At 70.0% G+C, this 22,027-nt stretch carries 22 protein-coding genes; 11 read left to right on the plus strand and 11 right to left on the minus strand.

Going from position 1 to position 22,027, the window contains the following annotated elements; all coding sequences use genetic code 11:
• Window positions 1-58 precede the first annotated feature (58 nt).
• Window positions 59-1,006 (plus strand): LysR family transcriptional regulator, encoded by a 948-nt coding sequence (locus ABKW26_RS16745; protein ID WP_348595119.1) that lies wholly within the window; start codon window positions 59-61, stop codon window positions 1,004-1,006.
• 139 nt (window positions 1,007-1,145) lie between these two features.
• Here the strand turns inward: ABKW26_RS16745 and ABKW26_RS16750 are convergent, their stop codons facing one another.
• From ABKW26_RS16750 to ABKW26_RS16775, 6 genes are all read right to left on the minus strand, one after another.
• Entirely contained in the window at window positions 1,146-2,102 is a 957-nt protein-coding gene (locus ABKW26_RS16750; RefSeq protein ID WP_348595120.1) for a sce7725 family protein, read from the minus strand.
• 41 nt (window positions 2,103-2,143) lie between these two features.
• Window positions 2,144-2,902, minus strand: coding sequence for a sce7726 family protein (locus ABKW26_RS16755; protein ID WP_348595121.1), 759 nt, complete (start codon window positions 2,900-2,902; stop codon window positions 2,144-2,146).
• Window positions 2,903-3,287: 385 nt separating this feature from the next.
• Window positions 3,288-4,040 (minus strand): HAD family hydrolase, encoded by a 753-nt coding sequence (locus ABKW26_RS16760; protein WP_348595122.1) that lies wholly within the window; start codon window positions 4,038-4,040, stop codon window positions 3,288-3,290.
• A gap of 17 nt (window positions 4,041-4,057) precedes the next feature.
• On the minus strand, window positions 4,058-5,584 hold the full coding sequence (gltX, locus tag ABKW26_RS16765; protein ID WP_348595123.1) for a glutamate--tRNA ligase: 1,527 nt from the start codon (window positions 5,582-5,584) through the stop codon (window positions 4,058-4,060).
• A 74-nt stretch (window positions 5,585-5,658) separates the two neighbouring features.
• Window positions 5,659-6,450, minus strand: a complete 792-nt coding sequence (locus ABKW26_RS16770) for a fumarylacetoacetate hydrolase family protein (protein WP_348595124.1) — start codon at window positions 6,448-6,450, stop codon at window positions 5,659-5,661.
• 60 nt (window positions 6,451-6,510) lie between these two features.
• Window positions 6,511-7,407, minus strand: a complete 897-nt coding sequence (locus ABKW26_RS16775; RefSeq protein WP_348595125.1) for a methyltransferase domain-containing protein — start codon at window positions 7,405-7,407, stop codon at window positions 6,511-6,513.
• Between the two features lie 122 nt (window positions 7,408-7,529).
• On the opposite strand from ABKW26_RS16775, the gene ABKW26_RS16780 reads away from it, so the two are divergent.
• The 3 genes from ABKW26_RS16780 to ABKW26_RS16790 are packed head-to-tail and all read left to right on the plus strand — an operon-like array spanning window position 7,530 to window position 9,894.
• Entirely contained in the window at window positions 7,530-8,513 is a 984-nt protein-coding gene (locus ABKW26_RS16780; RefSeq protein WP_348595126.1) for an aldo/keto reductase, read from the plus strand.
• A gap of 47 nt (window positions 8,514-8,560) precedes the next feature.
• Window positions 8,561-8,950 (plus strand): MmcQ/YjbR family DNA-binding protein, encoded by a 390-nt coding sequence (locus ABKW26_RS16785; protein ID WP_348595127.1) that lies wholly within the window; start codon window positions 8,561-8,563, stop codon window positions 8,948-8,950.
• A gap of 20 nt (window positions 8,951-8,970) precedes the next feature.
• Window positions 8,971-9,894 carry a 3-methyladenine DNA glycosylase gene (locus tag ABKW26_RS16790; protein ID WP_348595128.1) on the plus strand — a complete coding sequence of 308 codons (924 nt, stop codon included), beginning with the start codon at window positions 8,971-8,973 and terminating at the stop codon, window positions 9,892-9,894.
• 26 nt (window positions 9,895-9,920) lie between these two features.
• Here the strand turns inward: ABKW26_RS16790 and ABKW26_RS16795 are convergent, their stop codons facing one another.
• Entirely contained in the window at window positions 9,921-11,534 is a 1,614-nt protein-coding gene (locus ABKW26_RS16795; RefSeq protein WP_348595129.1) for a GGDEF domain-containing protein, read from the minus strand.
• 171 nt (window positions 11,535-11,705) lie between these two features.
• Window positions 11,706-13,175, minus strand: a complete 1,470-nt coding sequence (locus ABKW26_RS16800; RefSeq protein ID WP_348595130.1) for an alanine/glycine:cation symporter family protein — start codon at window positions 13,173-13,175, stop codon at window positions 11,706-11,708.
• A gap of 205 nt (window positions 13,176-13,380) precedes the next feature.
• On the opposite strand from ABKW26_RS16800, the gene ABKW26_RS16805 reads away from it, so the two are divergent.
• Together ABKW26_RS16805 and ABKW26_RS16810 are read left to right on the plus strand one after the other, a co-directional pair.
• Entirely contained in the window at window positions 13,381-13,863 is a 483-nt protein-coding gene (locus tag ABKW26_RS16805; protein ID WP_348595131.1) for a DUF3817 domain-containing protein, read from the plus strand.
• A gap of 57 nt (window positions 13,864-13,920) precedes the next feature.
• On the plus strand, window positions 13,921-16,497 hold the full coding sequence (locus ABKW26_RS16810) for a DUF3516 domain-containing protein (RefSeq protein WP_348595160.1): 2,577 nt from the start codon (window positions 13,921-13,923) through the stop codon (window positions 16,495-16,497).
• 39 nt (window positions 16,498-16,536) lie between these two features.
• Here the strand turns inward: ABKW26_RS16810 and ABKW26_RS16815 are convergent, their stop codons facing one another.
• The gene (locus ABKW26_RS16815; RefSeq protein WP_348595132.1) at window positions 16,537-17,148 is read right to left on the minus strand and encodes a GNAT family N-acetyltransferase; all 612 of its coding nucleotides are present in this window, start codon (window positions 17,146-17,148) and stop codon (window positions 16,537-16,539) included.
• A 66-nt stretch (window positions 17,149-17,214) separates the two neighbouring features.
• Between ABKW26_RS16815 and ybaK the strand changes: the two genes are divergently transcribed.
• Window positions 17,215-17,718, plus strand: coding sequence for a Cys-tRNA(Pro) deacylase (ybaK, locus tag ABKW26_RS16820; RefSeq protein WP_348595133.1), 504 nt, complete (start codon window positions 17,215-17,217; stop codon window positions 17,716-17,718).
• Window positions 17,719-17,760: 42 nt separating this feature from the next.
• Here the strand turns inward: ybaK and ABKW26_RS16825 are convergent, their stop codons facing one another.
• Window positions 17,761-18,153, minus strand: coding sequence for a YccF domain-containing protein (locus ABKW26_RS16825; RefSeq protein WP_348595134.1), 393 nt, complete (start codon window positions 18,151-18,153; stop codon window positions 17,761-17,763).
• A 25-nt stretch (window positions 18,154-18,178) separates the two neighbouring features.
• On the minus strand, window positions 18,179-19,615 hold the full coding sequence (locus tag ABKW26_RS16830) for a DUF2079 domain-containing protein (RefSeq protein ID WP_348595135.1): 1,437 nt from the start codon (window positions 19,613-19,615) through the stop codon (window positions 18,179-18,181).
• Between the two features lie 43 nt (window positions 19,616-19,658).
• On the opposite strand from ABKW26_RS16830, the gene ABKW26_RS16835 reads away from it, so the two are divergent.
• The 4 genes from ABKW26_RS16835 to ABKW26_RS16850 all read left to right on the plus strand — a co-directional run bounded on the left by ABKW26_RS16835 (window position 19,659) and on the right by ABKW26_RS16850 (window position 22,007).
• Complete coding sequence (locus tag ABKW26_RS16835) at window positions 19,659-20,423, plus strand: YggS family pyridoxal phosphate-dependent enzyme (RefSeq protein ID WP_348595136.1); 765 nt, start codon at window positions 19,659-19,661, stop codon at window positions 20,421-20,423.
• Between the two features lie 49 nt (window positions 20,424-20,472).
• Window positions 20,473-21,279 (plus strand): hypothetical protein, encoded by an 807-nt coding sequence (locus ABKW26_RS16840; protein WP_348595137.1) that lies wholly within the window; start codon window positions 20,473-20,475, stop codon window positions 21,277-21,279.
• 118 nt (window positions 21,280-21,397) lie between these two features.
• Complete coding sequence (locus ABKW26_RS16845; protein WP_348595138.1) at window positions 21,398-21,592, plus strand: helix-turn-helix transcriptional regulator; 195 nt, start codon at window positions 21,398-21,400, stop codon at window positions 21,590-21,592.
• Window positions 21,579-22,007 carry a hypothetical protein gene (locus ABKW26_RS16850; RefSeq protein WP_348595139.1) on the plus strand — a complete coding sequence of 143 codons (429 nt, stop codon included), beginning with the start codon at window positions 21,579-21,581 and terminating at the stop codon, window positions 22,005-22,007. The genes ABKW26_RS16845 and ABKW26_RS16850 overlap by 14 nt, the downstream gene beginning before the upstream one ends.
• Window positions 22,008-22,027 lie beyond the last annotated feature (20 nt).

A 22,027-nucleotide genomic window follows, 5' to 3' on the forward strand; every position in this document is an offset into this window, starting at 1 on the left:
GCGTGCCCGAGCGCGGCTGCACATCAGGCTCTCGCGCATGGGGGTATAGCCTCAGCCTATGGCCTCCTCCCCGTCCGCCGCGCACGACGCACCGGCATCCCCACGTCGCTCTCGGGCGCCGCTCGCCGCGCTCGAGGTCCTCGTCGCGGCCGACGCGCACGGCTCGATCAGCGGCGCAGCCCGCGCGCTCGGGCTCTCGCAGCCGAGCGCGTCCGCGAGCATGAAGCGCCTCGAGCGGCTCCTGGGCCTCGAGCTCCTCGCCCGAGGTACCCGAGGGACGCACCTCACCGACGCCGGGAGGGCCGCGGCGACATGGGCGCAGGAGGTGCTCGGCGCCTCGGACAGCTTCGAGCGCGGCGTGTCCGCCCTCCGCGACGCACCCGCGCCTCGTGTGCGCCTGGCGGCGAGCATGACCATCGCCGAGTACCTCGCACCACGCTGGCTCGCACAGATCACCCACGGCGAGGACCGAGCGGACGTCGAGCTCGTCGTGCGCAACTCCCACGACGTCATGGAGCTCGTCCTGGCGGGCGGTGCGGACCTCGGGTTCGTCGAGGGCACCTCCGTGCGTCGGGGGCTGCGCAGCCGCACGATCGTGCGCGACACGCTCGTCGTCGTCGTCGGGTCCGGTCATCCGTGGGCACAGCGCCGCGGCCGACGGGCGACGGTCGCCGAGCTCGTCGCGGCTCCGCTCGTCGTCCGCGAGGCCGGATCGGGGACGCGCGAGATCCTGGAGCGCGCCCTCCGCGAGGCGGGCACCCATCTCCCGTCGCACCTGCCACACCTCGGCTCGACGTCTGCGCTCAAGACGACCGTGCAGTACTCCGACTCGGTCGCGGTCCTCTCGTTGCTGGCCGTCGAGGACGACCTCGCCCGGGGTGCGCTCGTGCAGGTCGACGTCCCCGGTCTCGCGCTGGGGAGGTCCCTGCGGATGGTCTGGAAGGACGGTGCGGACATGCCGGCGACCGTGCGCTCGATCGCCGCTCTCGTCACGCGCCAGCGGTGAGGCACCAGGGCTCAGCGCACGCCGAGAAGCTACGGGACCTCACTGATCGACGCTACGACGTGGACGCGTCCGCCGCGGACCATGACGTATTCTCCAGAACACCTCCCGAATCTCGTGTTGCCGGACAGCGGGGCTCAGGTCAGACCGACACCCTCGAAGCGGCGACGAAGGAACTGCCGACCGTCGCAAGATGGTGAGCGATCTGCTGACGCTTGCTAGTCGCCAGCCCAGTAGGCGTGCTGTTCGCATGCTGCCGGGAGAAAGCGGCCAAACCAGTTGATGAGACGAACTTGCCTGGCGTTGCATTTATCTCAGAATCGATCTTCGCAACCACCTCGGCCATCTTCGACCCGACGTCGCCGTCGCCAACATCGACAGAGTCCGAGACGAAATGCTGAACCCAGACACTACCATCCGCAGCGATATACGAGAGGTGCACTGCAACAGCCCCAGGCGGGCCACCCGAATCGCTGAAAGTGTTCGGAAGAAGTGTGAAGTCGGAGAATCCGGACCGTTTGGCATCGAGAAATAGTCGGTGCGAACTGGTGAACCACTCAGAACCGTTGTAGTCAGCGTTGCGCGCCTGTACGTTGAACTGGTTCTCGATTGGCACCGCACCCACCAACGCCGAAACGCTCAGAAACGAGTGCGGGTTGGACGACGTATGCAAGAACACTCGAGCGCTCGCGCCAACGAGGGCTGCGGCCAGATTGGCCGGACCGACGTCCGCGGATCGAACAACCACGCCGACCTCTCGTCCGGCGAAATCCGCCAGGAAGCGAGATAATCCGTGACCATCGCTCGGAGCTGAAATCTGGAACGTCGGGATGACGACGCTCTGATCTGCGATATACCCCGCCATCTGGGTAGTCCAGGCCGCAGGAATGCCAGCCTTGAATTCACCGTGCGACGGGTTCACGACGAGATGGCAACGCGCGCCCCCTGTTCGCAACCCCGCAAGGCATCGCACTAGCGCCGCTCCATCGATCTTCGTGGGCTCAACCACTGGAACGGTATTCCAGTCGTGCAGCCTCTCGGAGACGTCGCGTAACGCAAGAAGCTCCGCACCCCGGCCGTACAAGTATGGAAAGTACACTTCTCCCCCTGTCCACAGCCCTCGCCGTGAGGGTTGCTCAGTTATAGCAGGAGGGACTCCGCCTTGTCTTCAAGTCGACGGATGATTCGTTCACGCGTCGGTCCGCTGACGGGTACGTCGTAGGCCAAAGCCCGGAGCGAGTGGGGCACGCTTCCGGCCAAGGAAGCCGCTCGCTTGCCACGAAGAGCGAGCTGGGCAACGGCGCCTTGTTGAACATCCTGGATCGGCAGGCTCGAGAAGACATCGAGTGTACGACTCCAGAGGCGGGCGGGGGGAGCGTCGATCTCGTATCCCGCCGACTGCGCAAGCACTTCAAGCACCTCTGAACGGTGGAGCAGCCCAAACAGGGATCGATGGGTGATGCGTGCGAGACCACCGCGGGCGGCGCGCACCTCTGTCATCTGGCCGCGACGATTCACGCTCGTTACCCCCACCCATTCGGGCGTCGCGGCCGCAGCGGCTTGAGCGCGATTAGACGACACGACAACACATACCCGCTCGAAGGCCTTCGCATAGTCAGAAATCTGGGCGGGTAGACGGGTGAAATCATCGAAATCGGTCTTGATCTCGTACGCCGTTGACGTCCCATTCAGGATGACAACGTCGGCGATCGATCTACCCGCTCGCAACTCGAGAAGAGCAGCCGCCGTTCGTGGAGAATGGCGGCCAAAGATCATTCGACTAACGATCAGATTCTTGAAGTAGTACTCGCGGCGTGCGGCCCGTGATTCTATCGCGTGAGCCTTATCGAAGGCGTCAGCTAACGTGTCTGTCGGGCAGCCTCTCGAGAACTCCGCCACGCGAAGGACCTGCGCCGGAGCCGATTCCCACTTTGCGCCCAAGGAACGAAAACTCGCCCGACCAAATACTGGCGCGAGATTTCCGCTGGCGGGTGGCGCCTTTGAGGCGCCAACTGACAAAGCGGACACCTTGCCCTCCCTGGACTGTAGCGTGGATGATCGAGCCCCCGACACTCAGGCGTGGCGGCCAGGCGACAGCGCCCGAACGGTGGAAGTCCGACCTCGAAGGCAGAGCATACGTCGCGGTTGAACCGCCGACACCCCTAACCTATAGAGCCAACAGCGGGACGGCGAGGACACGCGCTGCGAACTACACACATAGCCGATCCTGTACGCCATCTGCTCCCGATCCGCTGCCTGCTCGCGTGCGAGTCGGCAAGCTGACTCAGCGCACACCGACGATCTGTGGGACCTCGCTGAGCGATGCGACGACGTGGATACCGTCCGCCGCAGCCACCGCGGGGTCCTCCAGGTAGGCGCCTCCACGACGGGTGCCCGGGCGGTCGATCCACACCGCGTGCAGACCAGCGGCGAGCGCCGCACGTGCATCGATGTCGAGCTCGTCGCCGACGTACACCGTCCGCGACGGCGCGGTACCCAGGCGCCGGCACGCCTCGAGGAACACCCGCGGGTCGGGCTTGCCGACGCCGAGCGTGTCGACTCCCACGAGCATGGGGACGTGCGCGAGGCCCGTGCGTTCGAGCTTGCGAGCCTGGTAGACCGACGCGGCGTTGGACAACGCACCGACCGCGAGCCCGGCACCAGCGATCGCCTCGACGGCAGGATGGGCGTCCTCGTGGGGCGCCCATCCGTCCTCGAAGGCGGCCTCGAAGACGGCGTCCCACGCCTCGAAGTCCTCATCGGCCACGGGCGCACCGCCGAAGAGCTCCTGGAGCTCGTTGGCGCGGACCCGGCGCTGCTCCCGGAAGGGCGTCTCGCCGCGCGTGTACGCGCGGTAGTGGCCGCCCGAGTCACGACGCCACGCCGCGAGCACCTCGTCGTAGCGGTCGGCGTGCAGGTGCGGCAGGTAGACCCCCGCGACCGCGGCCATCGCCCCGGCGAACGCGGAGCGCGTGTCGACGAGCGTGTCGTCGATGTCGAAGAGGACCCCGTCGAGCGGCACGCGTGTCGTCGGCACGGCGCCCGTCACATCCGTCACAGGCGCGCGCGCAGTGCGCGCAGGCGCACCAGCGAGGCGTCCTTGCCGAGGATCTCCATCGACTCGAAGAGCGGCGGAGAGACCCGACGTCCTGTGATCGCGACGCGCAGCGGCGCGAAGGCGAACTTGGGCTTGATCCCGAGGCCCTCGACGAGCGACGCCTTGAGCGCGTCCTGCTGAGCGACGGGACCGAAGTCCGCGAGCGCGTCGAGCGTCTCGATGGCCGCGTCGAGCACAGCGGGTGCCTCGTCACGCAGCGCGGCGAGCGCCTCCGCCTCGAACGCGACCGCGTCGTCGGCGGCGAAGAGGAAGCCGAGCATGCCCGGCGCCTCGCCGAGGAGCGTCATGCGCTCCTGGACGAGCGGCGCGCCCGCGTCGAGGAGCCTGCGCGCCCGGTCGTCCAGGTCGGCATAGGAGTCGGCCGGGACGAGACCGCCTGCGTGCAGGTACGGCACGAGGCGGTTCCGGAAGTCCTCGGCCGTCAGCAGGCGCAGGTGCGTGGCGTTGATGGCCTCGGCCTTCTTGAGGTCGAAGCGCGCCGGGTTGGCCAGGACGTCGGCGACGTCGAAGGCCGCGACCATCTCGTCGAGCGTGAAGATGTCGTTGTCCGCCGCGATGCTCCACCCGAGGAGCGCGAGATAGTTGAGGAGCCCCTCAGGCGTGAAGCCACGGTCACGGTGGAGGAAGAGGTTCGACTCGGGGTCGCGCTTCGAGAGCTTCTTGTTGCCGTCGCCCATGACGTACGGCAGGTGCCCGAACGCGGGGACGACCTTGGCGATCCCGAGCTCGAGGAGCGCGCGGTAGAGCACGACCTGGCGGGGGGTCGAGGACAGCAGGTCCTCGCCGCGCAGCACGTGGGTGATCTCCATGAGCGCGTCGTCGACCGGGTTGACGAGGGTGTAGAGCGGCTGGCCGTTGGCGCGCACGATGACGTAGTCGGGAACCGTCCCGGCCTTGAACGTCACGTCGCCGCGGACGAGGTCGGTGAAGGTGACGTCCTCGTCAGGCATGCGCAGGCGCAGCACGGGCTCGCGGCCCTCGGCGCGGAACGCGGCCTTCTGCTCGTCCGTGAGGTCGCGGTCGTAGCCGTCGTAGCCCATGACCTTGGGGCGGCCGGCCGCGACGTTGCGCGCCTCGGACTCCTCCGGCGTCGAGAAGGACTCGTAGGCGTACCCGCCCGCGACGAGCTTCGCGATGACGTCCTGGTAGATGTCCCCGCGCTGCGACTGGCGGTAGGGAGCGTGCGGGCCCCCGACCTCGACACCCTCGTCCCAGTCGAGCCCGAGCCACCGCAGGGCGTCGAGGACCTGCTGGTAGCTCTCCTCGGAGTCACGCTCGGCGTCCGTGTCCTCGATGCGGAAGACGAAGGTCCCGCCGACGTGCCGCGCGTACGCCCAGTTGAACAGCGCGGTACGGATGAGGCCGACGTGCGGGGTGCCCGTCGGTGACGGGCAGAACCGGACGCGGACGTCGGTGCCGGTGACAGGGACGACGGGCACGGCGGGGAGGGACTCTGCTGACACGGAACACCTGGGTTTCGGGATCGAGGGGTTGTCGAGAAGGAGGTCGGCCCGTGCTGCCGGGCCGGTCGAGCAGCTCAGGCCGTGACGGCCCGGCGCACGACGGGGTTGCTCAGCACGCCGATGCCCTCGACCTCGCACTCGACGCGGTCGCCGTCGACGATGGGGCCGACGCCCGCGGGGGTGCCGGTGAGGATGATGTCGCCAGGCAGGAGGGTGAACGCCTCGGAGATGTACGAGACCAGGTAGGCGATGTCGAACACGAGGTCACGCGTGTTGCCGTCCTGGCGCGGCTCGCCGTTGACGCGTGAGCGGACGCCGAGCTCGTCGGTGGCGAGGTCGGTGACGATCCACGGACCGATGGGGCAGGACGTGTCGAAGCCCTTCGCCCGTGCCCACTGGCCGTCGGCGCGCTGCGCGTCGCGGGCTGTGACGTCGTTCGCCACCGTGTACCCGAGGACGTGCTTGAGGGCGCTCTCCGGGGTCACGTCCTTCGTCAGCCGGCCGATCACGACGGCAAGCTCCGCCTCGTAGCTCACCTCGCTCGTGAACTCGGGAAGGATGATCGGGTCGTCCGGGCCGATGATCGAGGTGTTCGGCTTGAAGAACAGCAGCGGGTTGGCCGGGAGCTCGTTGCCCATCTCCGCCGCGTGGTCGGCGTAGTTGCGGCCGACGCCGACGACCTTCGAGCGCGGGATGACGGGGGCGAGCAGGCGCACACCGTCGCCGATCTCGATCCGCTCGCCGGTCGGGTTCACGGGCATGAACAACGGGTCGCCGTTGAGGACGGCGAGGTAGTCCTTGCCGTGCTCGGTCTGCACGAGGCCGAATCGGGGGTCGTCTCCAGTGGTGAATCTCGCGATGCGCACGGGACCAGCCTACGTGTCCCGCGTGGCTGCAGCCGTCCTCAGGCCACCCTCGGCGTCCCGTCAGACGCGGGCGAGGACCTCGCCGTTGAGGACGCTGAACCACCCGTCGGGCTGCTCGGACCAGCGCTGCCACTCGTGCGCGAGCTCCTCGAGCAGGACGTCGTCAGCGAGGTTGGACTCCTTGGCCTGGTGGGCGAAGTTCGACGCGATGCACCGTTCCGCCCAGAGTCCGCCCCACCAGCTGCGCGCCTCCGGGTTGGCGTAGCACCAGACACCGGCCGAGGCGGTGAGCGCGTCGGGCTCGAAGCCTGCCTCCTGGAACCAGCTGAAGAGCCGGCGTCCGGCGTCGGCCTGGTAGCCGTAGGCCGCAGTCACCTCGTGATAGAGCGCGTTCCACTCCGTGAGACCTGCGGACTCCGGGTACCACGTCATCGCGGCGTAGTCCGCGTCGCGCGCAGCGACGATGCCGCCCGGCTTCGTCACACGACGCATCTCCGTGATCGCGGCGATCGGGTCGGAGAGGTGCTGGAGGAGCTGGTGCGCGTGCACCACGTCGAAGGAGTCGTCGGCGAACGGCAGCTGGTAGGCGTTCGCGTGCTCGAAGGAGACGTTGTCGAGGCCGGACGCCGCGGCGAGCTCGCGGGCGCTGTCGAGGATCGAGGTGGCGGCGTCGACGCCGGTCACGTGCCCCGGACCGACGATCCGGGCGAGGTCGACCGTGACCGTCCCCGGACCGCAGCCGACGTCGAGGATGCTCATGCCCTCGCGCAGCAGCGGCACGAGGTGGGCGGCGGAGTTCGCGGCCGTACGCGACCTGTGCGATCGCAGGACGGAGTCGTGGTGTCCGTGGGTGTAGGACTCGGACTCGCGAGACTGTTCGCTCCCCAGCGCACCGGTGGGTGCCTGGCGGAGCGACTCGGACTGCGCGGCTGTACGCACCGGGGTCGGCTGGTTCATAGTGCTGACGGTATGCGGGGGGCGGCGCGGATGAGACCAGGTTCTCAGATCGTGGTCATCGAGTCTCTCCGCGACGGGTCAGGAGTGGCTGCGCACCTCGAGCAGCACGTAGGTTCGTACGCATGACGACCTCCCCCGACCAGCGCCATCTCGGCCGTTCCGGCCTCACCGTCTCCGTCGTCGGGCTCGGGTGCAACAACCTCGGCCGACCACGCACCGCGACGGAGTCTCTCGACGGCAGCCGCGAGGTGGTGCAGACCGCCCTCGACGCCGGGATCACGTTCTTCGACGTGGCCGACACCTACGGCGCGCACCCGGGGCTCTCCGAGGAGCTCCTCGGGAAGGCCCTCGGTGCCCGCCGTTCCGAGGCCGTCGTGGCGACGAAGTTCGGCATGGACGCGGGCGGCGCCAACGGGCCCGACCTCGGCGCACGCGGCTCACGGAGGTACGTCATCGCATCGGTCGAGGCGTCGCTCCGGCGACTCGGGACGGACTGGATCGACCTCTACCAGCACCACACCCCCGACCCGTCGACCCCGGTCGAGGAGACGCTCAGCGCCCTCGACGCCCTCGTCACCTCGGGGAAGGTCCGCTACGTCGGACACTCGAACCGCGCGGGGTGGCAGGTGGCCGAGGCGGAGCACGTCGCCCGCGCGCTCGGCACGGAACGGTTCGTCTCGAGCCAGAACCACTACAACCTGCTCGACCGCCGGGCCGAGCTCGAGGTGATCCCGGCCGCGAGCGCCTACGGCATCGGCGTGCTCCCCTACTTCCCCCTCGCCAACGGCCTGCTCACGGGCAAGTACCGGCGCGACGCGGCTCCCGCGGACGGCCGGATCACCGTGTCCAAGCAGCACCTCCTCGAGTCGGCGCCGTGGGACGCGCTCGAGGCGCTGACGGACTTCGCGTCCGTCCGTGGGCTGACCGTGGTCCAGGTGGCGTTCTCCTGGCTGGCCGCACAGCCGACGGTCTCGAGCGTCATCGCCGGTGCGACGCGCGCCGCGCAGGTCCGCGAGAACGCCGAGGCGGTGCACCCGTTGTCCGCCGAGGACCTCGACGAGCTCGACGCGATCTTCCCGCCTCCCGGCAAGGTCGCGCTGTTCTGACGCCCGCGAACCTTCCTCGGTCGCCGTGACCGTCCTAGGCTCGGACGATGGCGACCTGGGACGACGTCCGACGGCTGGCACTCGCGATGCCAGAGACGACGGAGCGCCCGGCCTGGGGATCTTCCGCCTGGCGCGTGACGGACCGGCTGTTCGTCTGGGAGCGCCCGCTGCGCTCCCGCGACCGGGACGAGCTGGGCGACTCGGCACCGGACGGGCCGATCGTGGCGGTCTACGTCTCGGACCTCGGCGAGAAGGAGGCCCTCCTCGCTGGGGCCCCGTCCGTCTACTTCACCGTCGGGCACCTCGACGGGTACGCGATCGTGCTCGGTCGCCTCGACCGGGTCCCGGTGGACGAGCTCGAGGAGCTCGTCGTGGACTCGTGGTGCCTCAAGGCACCGAAGCACCTGCTCGCCGCGTACCGCGCGGGGCGTTCCTAGGGCACGCGTAGGCTCGGACGATGCAGTCCTCGGTCCCTCTCGCCTCGCCCGACGTCTCGGCCTCGACCCGTGTCGGGGTCCCGGAGTGGCTCGCGGCAGCGGGCGCCCACGCTGCCCGGGCGGACGACCTCACCGCCGGCTGGCGCGTGCGCCGCCAGAGCGGGGAGGTCCACGAGATCGACGACTTCCTCTTCACGTACTACTCCACCCGACCGGCGCAGCTGCGGCGCTGGCACCCGGGCGCCGGGCTCGCGCTCGCGGACGACATGACGCCGCGGCCGGACCTCGCGGAGCGTGCGGGGTGGCGCTGGCACCACCGGTTGCCCGACGGGGCGGTGACGCTCGACGTGGGTGCCTTCCTCAGCGACCGCGGGGAGACCGTGCGCCACGTCCACACGCTGCTCTCTGCGACGCGAGCTCGACCGGCGAACCTCGCGTGCTTCGGCCTGCACGAGTGGGCGATGGTCTACCGCCAGGGTGCGAGCACGAGACACTCGCTCCCCCTGCGTCTGGGCCCCGAGGGCACCGACGCCGTCGTCGAGGCGCACCAGATCCGCTGCACCCACTTCGACGCCTTCCGGTTCTTCACGCCGGAGGCGCGCCCGCTCAACCGGCTGCAGCCCACGCGAGAGTCCCAGGTCGCTCTCGAGCAACCGGGGTGCCTGCACGCGACGATGGACCTCTACAAGTGGGTGTCGAAGCTCGGACCGGCCGCGCCGGGCGACCTCGTGCTCGACTGCTTCGAGCTGACGCGCGACGTGCGCGTCCTCGACATGCAGGCCTCCCCCTACGACGTGTCCGGGCTCGGAGAGAGCGCTGTCCGGATCGAGACGCCCGAGGGCCGCGCCGAGTATGCGCGCCGCCAGCGGGGCTTCGCCGAGAGGGCGAGCAGCCTCCGCGACCGGATCCTCACCGTGTGCGAGCAGCTCGGTGCCGGAGACTGAGCCTCCGGCGCCGGCGGTGCTGCACGTCAGGCGGACGGATCGATGCTCACGCGGTTGCGACCGGCGTGCTTCGCCGCGTACATGAGCGAGTCGGCGCGCGCGAGGATCGTCGCCTGGGTGTCGTCGACCCGGCACGTGGCCACGCCGATGCTCACGGTCACGGGCACCTCCCCCGTGAGCGCGCTCCAGTCGCGGTCCGCGACCGCGCGACGAAGACCCTCGATGCAGGCGACCGCGACGTCGCGGCCCGGCGCCTGGACGGCGAGCAGGAACTCCTCTCCGCCGAGCCGGGCCGCGAACGCACTGCCCGGGAGCGCGATGCTGTCGGCGAGCTCGTCGATGAGCGCGGCGACCTGGACGAGGACCTCGTCACCGACCGCGTGGGAGAACGTGTCGTTGACCCGCTTGAAGTGGTCGAGGTCGATGAGCGCGGCGGCGACGTACATCCCGCGCGCCCGCCCGTCGTCGAGCAGGCGGGGCAGCGCCTGGTCGACATGACGCCTGTTGAGGAGCTGCGTGAGCGGGTCGCGCAGCGACTCGTGCCTGAACTGTGCGGCCGCCTGCCGGGCCTCGGAGGTCTCGAACATGGCCTGCTGCAGCCGGGCCTGTGCGTCACGCTCTTCGGAGACGAGCTCGTTCTCGAGCGCGTGGAAGCGCTTGTAGGCGACGAACGCGCTCTCGAAGTCCCCGCGCGCGGCGTGGATCTCTGCCTGCTCCTCCACCACCTGAGCCGCGCGGTACCGCAGGCCGTGGGCGTCGCTCACCTCGCGGCAGCGGTCGAGCGTCTCCTGCGCGCCGTCGTGGTCCCCGAGCCCACGCAGCGCGGTCGCGAGGGTCAGCAGGAACTCGGCGACCGCCGTGGTCTCCGGTGTCGCACGGTCGCTGGTCTCGTCGAGCGCCCGGCGGGCGCTCCGCACAGCAGCGGCATGGTCGCCGCGGCCGATCTGCACGCGGGCGAGGGTGTCCCACACGTGCGGGTGGAACGGCATCCCGTGACGTGAGCTCACGTCGAGCAACCGGTCGATCGTCTCCTGGGCCTCCGCGAAGTCTCCAGCGGAGTACTCGCCGTAGGCGCGGTTGTTCAAGCAGCGCAACCACAGCACGACGTCGTCCGAGTCGGCGGCGAACCTCTCGGCCTGCTCGTAGCGGACGCGGGACTCGAGGACCGAGCCGGACTCGTCGAGCGCGTCGGCGAGCCGCATGAGGTAGCGCGCTCGCATCCGTAGCGGCGCCTCGTCGTCGAGCGCCTCGAGGGCCTTGACGGAGTGCTCCAGGTAGGAGGCGCGGTCGCCGATGTCGCGGAACGCCCACGAGAGGCCGAGGTGGCTTCGTGCAAGCAGTCGCTGCCGTCCGTGGTCCGTCGCGTAGTCGTGGACCTGCCACATGATCCGCGTCGCCTCGGCGAGCTGACCTTGGCGCTCGGCGGCGTCGGCCCGGACGAGACGCGCGCGCAGCGTGAGCTCGACGTTCCCGATCGCGCGCCCTGCCTCCTCGAGCACGAGCGCCTGCTCGAGCATCGTGGCGAGGTCGCTGTCCCGCTGATCCTCGAGGACATCGAGGGACCGTGCGATCGCGTCCGCGTCGAGCGTCGGCGTGTCGAGAGCGCGGGGCCGGCCGGACGCGACGACACGCGCGGTCACGCCGTCAGCACTCTCCACCCAGGGCATGCCTCATGATCGGCGCGGAAGGCCTGCCGATGAGGCCACGACAGGCGTGCGAAGGTGTCGGGTTGGTCACGTTCGTCGACCGTGCGCCCTCGAGGCAGGAGCTCGAGCCCTGGCCGTACGCTCCGGCACGGTGCGCGGCGGCTCTCACCTCTCCGTGACCACGGCACGACCTGCCCAGATGTCACCTGGGAGCTCGCCCGGCATGTGTGGGTTGTCCGTGGCGACGAACCGGCCGGTGCGGCCCGTGCCGTCGGCCGCTCCCGCCTGGACCTGGCTCTCGTAGTCCCGCAAGGCGCCGAGCGCCCAGCGTCCGAGGAGCGTGATGGCCACGAGGTTGACGATCGCCATGAACGCCATCGCGACGTCCGCGAGCGCCCAGACGACCTCGAGGCTGAGGAGCGCTCCTGCGCCGACCGCGCCGAGGACGAGCACACGCAGGAGCGTCAGGCCGCCTCCGTGGACACCCAGGAAGGACAGGTTCACCTCGGCGTAGGAGTAGTTGCCGAGGACGGAGGAGAAGGCGAACACGAAGATGAGGACCGTCATGACGGGGGTGGTCCATGTGCCGAGCGAGGCGGCGACCGCCGACGTCGTCAGTGCGGAGCCCACGGCGTCGGTCGTCGTCCCCGGGTCGTACACGGCAGGTCCGGCGACGAGGATCATGAACGCGGTCGCAGAGCAGACGATCATGGTGTCGACGAAGACGCCGAGGGACTGGACGAGCCCCTGCTTCACCGGGTGGTCGACGGTGGCGGTCGCGGCCGTGTTCGGTGCGCTCCCCATCCCGGCCTCGTTCGAGAAGAGTCCGCGCTTGACCCCGTTGAGCATCGCGGCGAGGATCCCGCCGGCAGTACCCGCCACGGCCTCGTTGAGGCCGAACGCGCTCTCGATGATCTGCCGGAGGACTGCGGGGATCTCGCCGACGTTCAGCACGACGACCACGAGGGCGAGGAGCACGTACGCGCCGGCCATGATCGGGAGCAGAACACCGGCCACCGACGCCACCCGGCGGACGCCGCCGAAGAGGACGGGCGCAGCGAGCGCCATGAGACCGACAGCCGTCCATGCCGTGCTGACCCCGTGTCCGGTCAGGAGGGCGTCGCCGATGGTGTTGGCCTGAACCATGTTGAACGCGAAGCCGAACGCGAAGATCAGGAGCACCGCGAAGAGAACGGCGAAGCGTCGCGAACCGAGACCGGTCTGGATGTAGTACGCCGGCCCGCCCCGGAAGCTCCCGTCCTCGTTGCGCACCTTGAAGAGCTGGCCGAGCGTCGCCTCGACGAACGCGGTCGCCATGCCGAGCAGCGCGACGACCCACATCCAGAAGATGGCACCGGGCCCGCCGAGCGTCAGCGCGATCGCGACGCCGACGATGTTGCCCGTCCCCACCCGGGAGGCGAGACCGACGCAGAACGCCTGGAAGGACGAGATGCCGCCCTCCGAGTCGCCCCGTGAGCCGAGCACCACCTTGACGATCTGGCGCGCGAGCCGCACCTGGACGGCACGCGTGCGGACAGTGAACCAGATCCCTGCTCCGACGAGCAGGTAGATGAGGACGTACGAGTACAGAGCGTTGCTCAGCGGGTCGATGACCCCGGTCTTGACATCGTCCACAGTGTGCCCCTCACGCAAGAATCGTCCTCGGATCCTAGGGCACGAGCGCGGGTGCCGCGCCCGTGGGCGGTCGTCGGTCCAGCGCCTGGGTGGACGTCGAGGTCCTGGGTCCATCCATGTCGAGAGGACGTCTGGTGGTCCAGAGCTGGAGCCGACGCCGGAGAGAATGGACACAGCCCCCTTCCGTCCAGTCCTTGGAGAGCCCGTGCCGCAGAGCCTGACCCCGCAGCGTTTCTTCCGCGTCGTCGCCGTCGCCGAAGCGGTGACGTGGACACTCCTCATCGCCGCGATGATCGTCAAGTACGGCCTCGACGGCGGGGACCTCCCCGTGCGGGTCGCCGGCTCCGTCCACGGCTTCGTCTTCCTCGCCTACGCCGCGACGGTGGTCGTGGTCGCGCTCAACCAGCGGTGGAGCCTGCGCCTGACTGCGCTCGGCGTCGTCACCGCGGTGGTCCCGTACCTGACGATCCCCTTCGACCTGGGCGTGGACCGGCGCGGGCTCCTCGACGGGCCGTGGCGCACGTCGGCGACCGACGACCCCCGCGACCGCACCCGCGTCGACCGCACGCTGCGGTGGATGCTCCTCCACCCGGTCCTCTTCCTCCTCGTCCTCCTCGTCGCCGTGGCCGCGGTCATGACCGTGCTGCTCCTCCTCGGCCCTCCCGGCGAGTGGGGCTCCCGGGCGTAGGCGCCCCGCCGCGAACCTGGGAGAATCGACCGGGTGACCTCCTCCACGCCCGTCCAGATCAGCCTGCTCGACCACATCCCGCCTGCCCTGGACGGTGGCGCGCCGGACCCGGACGAGCTCTACGAGGGATTCACGTCCTGGGCGCAGGACCGCGGCCTGACGCTCTACCCCGCACAGTCCGAGGCGCTCATCGAGCTCGTCTCCGGGTCGCACGTCATCCTCAGCACCCCGACCGGCTCGGGGAAGTCCCTCGTCGCGATCGGCGCGCACTTCACCGCGCTCGCGGAGGGCAAGCGCTCCTTCTACACCGCCCCGCTCAAAGCGCTCGTGAGCGAGAAGTTCTTCGCGCTCGTCGACGCGTTCGGCTCGGCGAACGTCGGGATGATGACCGGGGACTCCTCCGTCAACCCGACCGCCCCGATCATCTGCTGCACCGCCGAGATCCTCGCGAACATCGCCCTGCGTGACGGTAACGACGCCGACGTCGACCAGGTCGTCATGGACGAGTTCCACTTCTACGCTGACCCCCAGCGCGGGTGGGCGTGGCAGGTGCCGCTGCTCGAGCTGCCCAAGGCCCAGTACCTCCTCATGTCCGCGACGCTCGGGGACACGACACCCTTCGTCGAGGACCTCGAGGAGCGGACCGAGCGACCCGTCGCGACGGTGACGAGCGTCGACCGGCCCGTCCCCCTGAACTTCACCTACGTCGTCGAGCCGCTCACCGACGTCATCGAGGAGCTCGTGCACACGCACCGAGCCCCCGTGTACGTCGTCCACTTCACTCAGAAGGACGCGGTCGACCGGGCGCAGTCGCTCTTGAGCATGAACGTCGCCACGAAGCCCGAGAAGGAGGCGATCGTCGCCGAGCTCGCCGACTTCCGCTTCAGCTCCGGCTTCGGGAAGTCGCTCAGCAAGTTCCTTCGGCACGGCATCGGCGTCCACCACGCAGGGATGCTGCCCAAGTACCGACGCGTCGTCGAACGCCTCACGCAGAAGGGCCTGCTCAAGGTCGTCTGCGGTACCGACACGCTGGGGGTCGGGATCAACGTGCCGATCCGCACCGTGCTCCTCACGAGCCTCGTGAAGTACGACGGCGAGCGCATGCGTCATCTCTCGGCGCGCGAGTTCCACCAGATCGCCGGCCGCGCCGGTCGCGCCGGCTACGACACCGTCGGGGAGGTGCTCGTCATGGCCCCCGAGCACGTCATCGAGAACCGCAAGCTCCTGGAGCGGGCCGGGGACGACCCGAAGAAGCTCAAGAAGATCGTCCGCAAGAAGGCGCCCGCGGGTGCCGTCAACTGGACGGACAAGACCTTCGAGCGCCTGCGCGACGCCGAGCCCGAGCAGCTCACGAGCCATTTCACGGTCAACCACGCGATGGTCCTCAACGTGCTCGCACGCAGCACCGGCTCCGGCGGCGACCCTGTGGCGGCCATGCGCCACCTGCTCACCGCGAACCACGACACCGAGGGCCAGAAGGCCGCTCACGTGCGGCAGGTCTTCCGCATCTACCGGTCGCTCCGACAGGCCGGCATCGTCGAGAAGGTCTCGGACGGCTCCGGCGGGTACCAGGTCCGCCTCACCGTCGACCTCCCCCGCGACTTCGCCCTCAACCAGCCGCTCTCCCCGTTCGCGCTCGCGGCGCAGGAGCTCCTCGAGCCCGAGTCGCCCACGCACGCTCTCGACGTCGTCTCCGTCATCGAGGCCACGCTCGACGACCCTCGCCAGGTCCTCTACGGCCAGCAGCGCGCCGCACGGGGCGAAGCGATCGGCGCGCTCAAGGCGGAGGGCTACGACTACGAAGAACGGATGGCCGCGCTCGAGGACGTGAGCTGGCCCAAGCCGCTCGAGGAGCTGCTGAGCGCCGCGTTCGCCACGTACAAGAAGTCGAACCCGTGGATCGCCGACCAGGAGCTGTCGCCGAAGTCGGTGGTCCGGGACATGGTCGAGAACGCCCAGACCTTCACCGAGTTCGTCTCGCGCTACCAGCTCGACCGCACCGAGGGCGTCGTGCTCAGATACCTCGCCGACGCCTACCGGACCCTGCGCCAGACTGTCGCGGCCGAGCACCGCACGGAGGAGGTCGAGGAGATCACGGAGTGGCTCGGCGAGCTCGTCCGCGGCGTCGACTCGAGCCTCCTCGACGAGTGGGAGCGCCTGTCGAACCCCGTGGACGACGACGCCGACACCCTCACCGGTGACGGTCCGCTGAGCGGGACGTCTGCGGAGGCCCCGGCCCGGCCGGTCACCGGCAACGCCCGGTCGTTCCGCGTGCTGCTGCGCAACGCGCTCTTCCGCCGGGTCGAGCTCGCGGCGCGCGAGGCGTACGCGGCGCTGGCCGCGCTGGACGGCAGCGCGTCCGGCTGGGACGCCGACACGTGGGCGGACGCCCTCGACCCGATGTTCGAGCACTACGGCGACGACGCGATCGGCGTCGGCCCGCAGGCACGGTCGCCGAAGATGCTCTCGATCACCGAGGGCGTCGACGGCAACCCCCGCCTGTGGGCGGTGCGTCAGGTCCTCGACGACCCGGACGGCGACCACGACTGGGGCATCACCGCGGTCGTCGACCTCGACGCGAGCGACGAGGCCGGGGCCGTCGTGCTGCAGGTCACCGAGGTCAGCGCGCTGTAGCCGAGGCCCCCGCGACCGTCTCCTCCACGACCGGGGCTGTCACGCGTCCGCGGGCACGTCCCACGGCGCACGTGGCTCGCGGGTGTCGAGGCGGTGCAGCGTGCCGACCCACGCGTCCGTGGTCTCGCCGCGGTGGTCGAGCCACGCACGCATCGTGCCGGCGAAGGTGAAGCCGGTCTTCCAGGCGACCCGGCGCGATCCCGCGTTGCCGGCGTTGGCGTACCAGACGACCGTCTCGAGGCCGAGGCCCTCGAAGCCGTAGTCGAGCAAGAGGTTGGCAGCCGCAGTCATGACACCCTGACCGCGGATCGCGGGGTGCGCGCCGAACGCGATCTCCGCACGGCGGTCGTTGCGGTCGCGCAGCGAGAGGCTTCCGCTGAAGCGGCGAACACCGTCCGGGTGGGTCGACTCGATGGCGAAGGTGTGCTCGGCTCCGGTGCGCCAGCCCTCCGGGACCATCTCGCCGATCCAGCCCTCCCCCATCGCCGCGTCGTACGGGATCGGCACGGTCGTCCACTGCACGGAGAGCGGGTCGGTGCACTGCTCGACGATGCCGGGGACGTCGGCGGGGCGGTGCGCCCGGATCGTCACGTCTCCGGCGGTGAAGGTCGGGACGGCGTCGGGGAAGTGGATCGGGGAGCAGAGAGGCATGCGGGTATCCAACCAGAACATGTGGTCGATGTCTCACTCGTCGCTCGACGCGCTACGGTGGCTGACATGTCCAAGAAGGCAGGGAAGCACCCGCACGGCGGAACACCCGCGCTCGTGGCACTCGACACGGCGGGCGTCGAGCACACCGTCCATCCCTACGATCACGACCCGAGCAGCGACCTCGGCTACGGCCTCGAGGCAGCGCAGGCGATCGGTGTGGACCCTTCGCACGTGTTCAAGACGCTCATGGCCGCTGCCGACGGGGAGCTCGTCGTGGCGGTCGTCCCGGTGGACCGGTCGCTCGACCTCAAGGCGCTCGCGCACGAGACCGGGCACAAGAAGATGACGATGGCCGAGCAGCAGGTCGCCGAACGAGCCACCGGGTACGTGGTCGGCGGGATCTCGCCGCTCGGGCAGCGGCACACGCACCGGACCGTCGTGGACGCCTCCGCCCTCGACCTCGAGACCGTCTACGTCTCGGGCGGCCGCCGAGGGCTGGACGTCGGGCTCGCGCCGGCAGACCTCGTGCGTCTCACCGGTGCGACGACGGCATCCGTCGCTCGGGACTAGCGGTCCGTGCCGGTCCGGCACCCACGACGGTCCGGCAGGCTCTCACCAGGTGCGTGGCCCCTGCCCGCTCGGGACGATCTGCCGTCCGAGCGGCAGGAGGGCGAGGGGCACCATCTTGAAGCAGGCGATCCCCATCGGGATCCCGATGATCGTCACGCAGAGGGCGATGCCTGCCACGACGTGCTCGATCGCGAGCCACCATCCGGCGACGACCAGCCAGACGATGTTCCCGAGCAGGGACATGATCCCGGCGTCCGGCGCCTGGACGACCTCACGACCGAAGGGCCACAGGGCGTAGCCAGCGAGGCGGAACGAGGCGATACCGAACGGGATCGTGATGATGAGCAGGCAGCAGATCACCCCGGCGATGGTGTAGCCGACCGCGAGCCAGAACCCTGACAGGACCAGCCAGATGATGTTGAGCAGCGGCTTCATGTGAGCACCGTACTGCTCGTGCGGGTCAGGGGACGCGCACGGCGACGACGTAGCCCCGCTCCTCGAAGACCACCTCGTAGCTCGCACCCGGGTACACGCTCTCGGCGTAGGCCTCGACGTCCTCGGGCGGGTCGCCGCCCCATCCGGTGAGGTCGAGCGCGACGTACTCCGGCGGGACCTCGGGGACTGCCGCGATCCAGTACACCTCGCGGTGCGTCGTGAGCTGGAGGATGAGCCCGAGGTCGCTCGCGACCGTCGCCCCTTCGGGGATGCTCGCGACGGCGCGCTCGGCGACGGCCACACGGTCGCTGCGCGCGTAGGTGCGGGGCTCCCACAGGTCCCCGAGCGGGAAGCGTGGGAGCAGGACGGCGGCGACGAGAACCATGAGGGCTGGCGCCCAGCGGGCGTACCGGCGCAGGAACCCCCATCTCGACTCGCGCAGGGACCGCAGCCCGTCGATCGCGGCCGCGAAGAGGATCGGCATGAGGATGAGCGAGTAGTGCCACGTCGTCCCCCAGTAGAACTCCACGGACCCGGCGAAGCGCCAGAGGATCGTCGGGACGACGAGGAGCGTCAGCGGCGAGCGCAACGCGACGAGCGCGGTGACGACCACGAGCAGCCCGAGCATCTCGATCTTCACCGCCGGGACGAGGAGGTCGCCGAGCAGGCGTCCGAGCGACGGGAGCAGGCCGACCGGCTCCGCGGCGCCGGCCTCTTCCAGCCGACCCCAGTAGTCATAGCGCCCGTGCGGGTTGAGCGCGGGGACGATGACGCCGACGACGAGCGCCATCCCCACGGCTCCGGTCGCGGCGACGATCGCGCCGAGGTGCCGCTGACCGCGCAACCAGAGCACGAGACCGAACGCTGCGACCGTCAGCCCGAGGTCCTCCTTGACCCCGAGCAGGAGGACGATCCACACCGCGCTCGCCCGCCACCGTCCGTCGATGAAGGCCGCGAGGCCGAACGCGAGGAGCGGCGCCGCGAGCGCGTACTCGTGGAACTGGACGTCGACGGCGGACTGGATGCCCCAGGAGAAGGCGTACGCGGTGCCGACGGCGAGCCCTGGCCATGTGCCGAGGACCCTGCGCGCGACGCACGTGATGGGCACGACGGAGATCGCCACGAGGACGCACTGGGCGACGAGCAGCGTCACCGGCGTCGGGAAGAGGCGGTAGAAGGGTGCGAGGACGACGAGCAACGGGGAGAAGTGGTCGCCGAGCTGGTTGAAGTCAGCGCCCTTGATGGTGACGACGGGAGCGCCGAGCTCTGCATAGCCGCGCACGGCCTGCTGGAAGATCGCGAGATCCCACGACGGGTTGGCCCACCGGTGCCAGCGCGCGAGGGACAGCGTGAGGTAGGCCGCGAAGGTCACGACCGCGAGGACGGCGGTGGCCAGTGCGGGCCAGGCGTGCCTTGCGCGGGACGCGCGAGACGCGCGGACCTCATGGTCGACGGTGATCACCGGGACATTCTGGCGCATGGGGCCGCGAACTACGATGCTGTCCATGCCTCTCGATCTCGCTCGGACGATCACGCACGTCCAGGACAGGGTGGCTGCGGCGTGCGCGGCAGCCTCGCGCGAGCCGGACGAGGTCCGTCTGCTCCTCGCCGCGAAGACCCAGCCTGCGGCGCTCGTGCGGCGCGCGGTCGAGGTCGCCGAGGGTCTCGGGCTGGCGACGGCCGGCCCGAGCCCGCGACTGCTCGTCGGGGAGAACCGCGTCCAGGAGCTCACGGCGAAGGCGACCGAGCTCGCCGACCTCGGCCTCGAGATGCACCTCATCGGGCCTCTCCAGTCGAACAAGGTCAACCATGCGCTCCGCGCGCTCGCGCTGCACGGGCGCGCGTGTGTCGAGAGCGTGGACTCGTGGGCTCTGGCCGAGCGGCTCTCGGGGCGCGTCGTGGCCGGTGCGCTGCCTGCGCCGCTGGATGTCCTCGTGCAGGTGAACGTCTCGGGTGAGAGCACGAAGTCCGGCGTCGCCCCCGAGGGAGCGAACGACCTCGCTGCGGCGGTCGGTGGCCTGGACGGCCTGCGGCTGCGCGGCTTCATGACGATCGGCACGAACACGACGGACCGGCGTCTGGTGCGTGCCGGGTTCGAGACCCTCCGGGACATCCGGGACACGGTCTGCGCCTCGGGCGCTGCCGGGACGTCCGAGGCGACGGACCTGTCGATGGGCATGAGCCGCGACCTCGAGGAGGCGGTGCTCGCGGGTGCGACGATCGTCCGGGTCGGGACGGCCGTCTTCGGGGCGAGGCCGCCCCAGGGCTGAGCCGTCGAGCGGATTTGCTCACGCCGGGTGCATGCGCCATCGTCAGACCATGAAGATGCCGTTCTCCCGTCGCCCTGCGTCCGTGCCGATCCCCGAGGGTGTGACGGAGAGATGGTCGGAAGAGGACAACGCTGTCGTCGTGACGCTCCCGTTCGACGCGAGCGGGCGTGATGCCAGCGCCACCGCTGACCTGCTGTCCGAGTCGGTCGTCGCTACGGTGAACGCTGTTCAGGCGGGCGAGTTCGGCCACTCGATCCCCGCCGGCGCGACGAACGCCGGGGTCCGGATCGAGGTCCACACGGGAATCGTGGCGCTGGGCCCCCTCGCCCTGCGCCGCGTCGAGATCCTCCAGGAGCGTCTCGGGGTATCGATCCCGCTCTCCGTGCGGACCGACGAGGCTCCTGCGGTACCCGAGGTCGTCGAGCCCGAGGTCGAGGAGCCCGCCGTCACGCTCGCGAAGTCTCCGACACCGCCTCCCGCCCCTGCCGCACCCGAGCCCTCTGCCGGCCTCGTCGCCGCGCCGTACGTCTGGGACGACGAGAACGAGCGCTTGCGCGCCGAGATCGTCTACCTCGGCGAGACGGGCGCTGACGCCCAGACCCAGGTCGACCTCCAGCGGCTCGTCGAGCTCACCGTGGCGGCCCTCGCGTCGCCCGAGACGCGTGCACTCGTCCCGGCCGATGCGCCTGCGGAGCACGCGATCTGGTTGACGGTCGCGGTGAACGAGGACGCCGTCGGCCCGTTGACGGAGCAGCTCTTCGAGGTGGGCGAGGACCAGTTCGACGGCACCCGCGTCGACTTCGCCGCCGTGCCCGAGCCCCGCGAGACCATCGTCGAGATGCTCGCGCAGGGCTGATCCCCCGCCGAGCCGATCGGAACCCGCCAGGCATGTCAAGGACGCTTGACACACCCTGACGGGCTCCGGCATGCTGAGTCCTGTCAAGGACCCTTGACACTGACGCGCCGGGAGAACCATGCGCAACGACGTCCGAGACCTGCGCCTGCAGGAAGGCCTGTCGCAGGCCGCCCTCGCCACGAGCCTGCAGGTCTCCCGCCAGACGGTCAACGCGATCGAGACTGGTCGGTACGACCCCTCGCTGCCGCTGGCCATCTCCATCGCGCGCCACTTCCGCACGACCGTCGAGGAGATCTTCCATGTGGACGACTAAGTCACCAGCCCACCTCCGGCTCGCCGCCGCCCTGGTCGTCGCCGTCGGGATCGTCATCATCGTCCCCGGGTGGCTCTACCTGCGCGAGCACGCGCCGGGGAACATGGGGAACGGGTTCCTCGTCGGCGGTCTCGGAGCGCTGACAGCGTTCGGTCTGACACTGTGGCGCACCGCACGCCACCCGGACCGCACCACGACCGCCGAACGGGCCTGGACCTCCCAGGGCGACGAGCGCGACGACGCAGTCCTCACGTCCACGCTCGCGGTCGTGGGAATCACCGCGCTCCCCCTCACGGGCGCAGCGGCGATCGCCCTCGCGCTCGGTCGTGACACGGCGATGGTCATGGCGCTGCTCCTGCTCGCAGAGCTTCTCGTCGGCGTCGTCGCGTTCGCCGTTCAGGTCCGGCGGACCTGAACCAGGGGCTCGCCCGAGGG

Origin of the sequence: Sanguibacter sp. 25GB23B1 (assembly GCF_040012415.1) — a bacterium.
Lineage (GTDB): Bacteria > Actinomycetota > Actinomycetes > Actinomycetales > Cellulomonadaceae > Sanguibacter.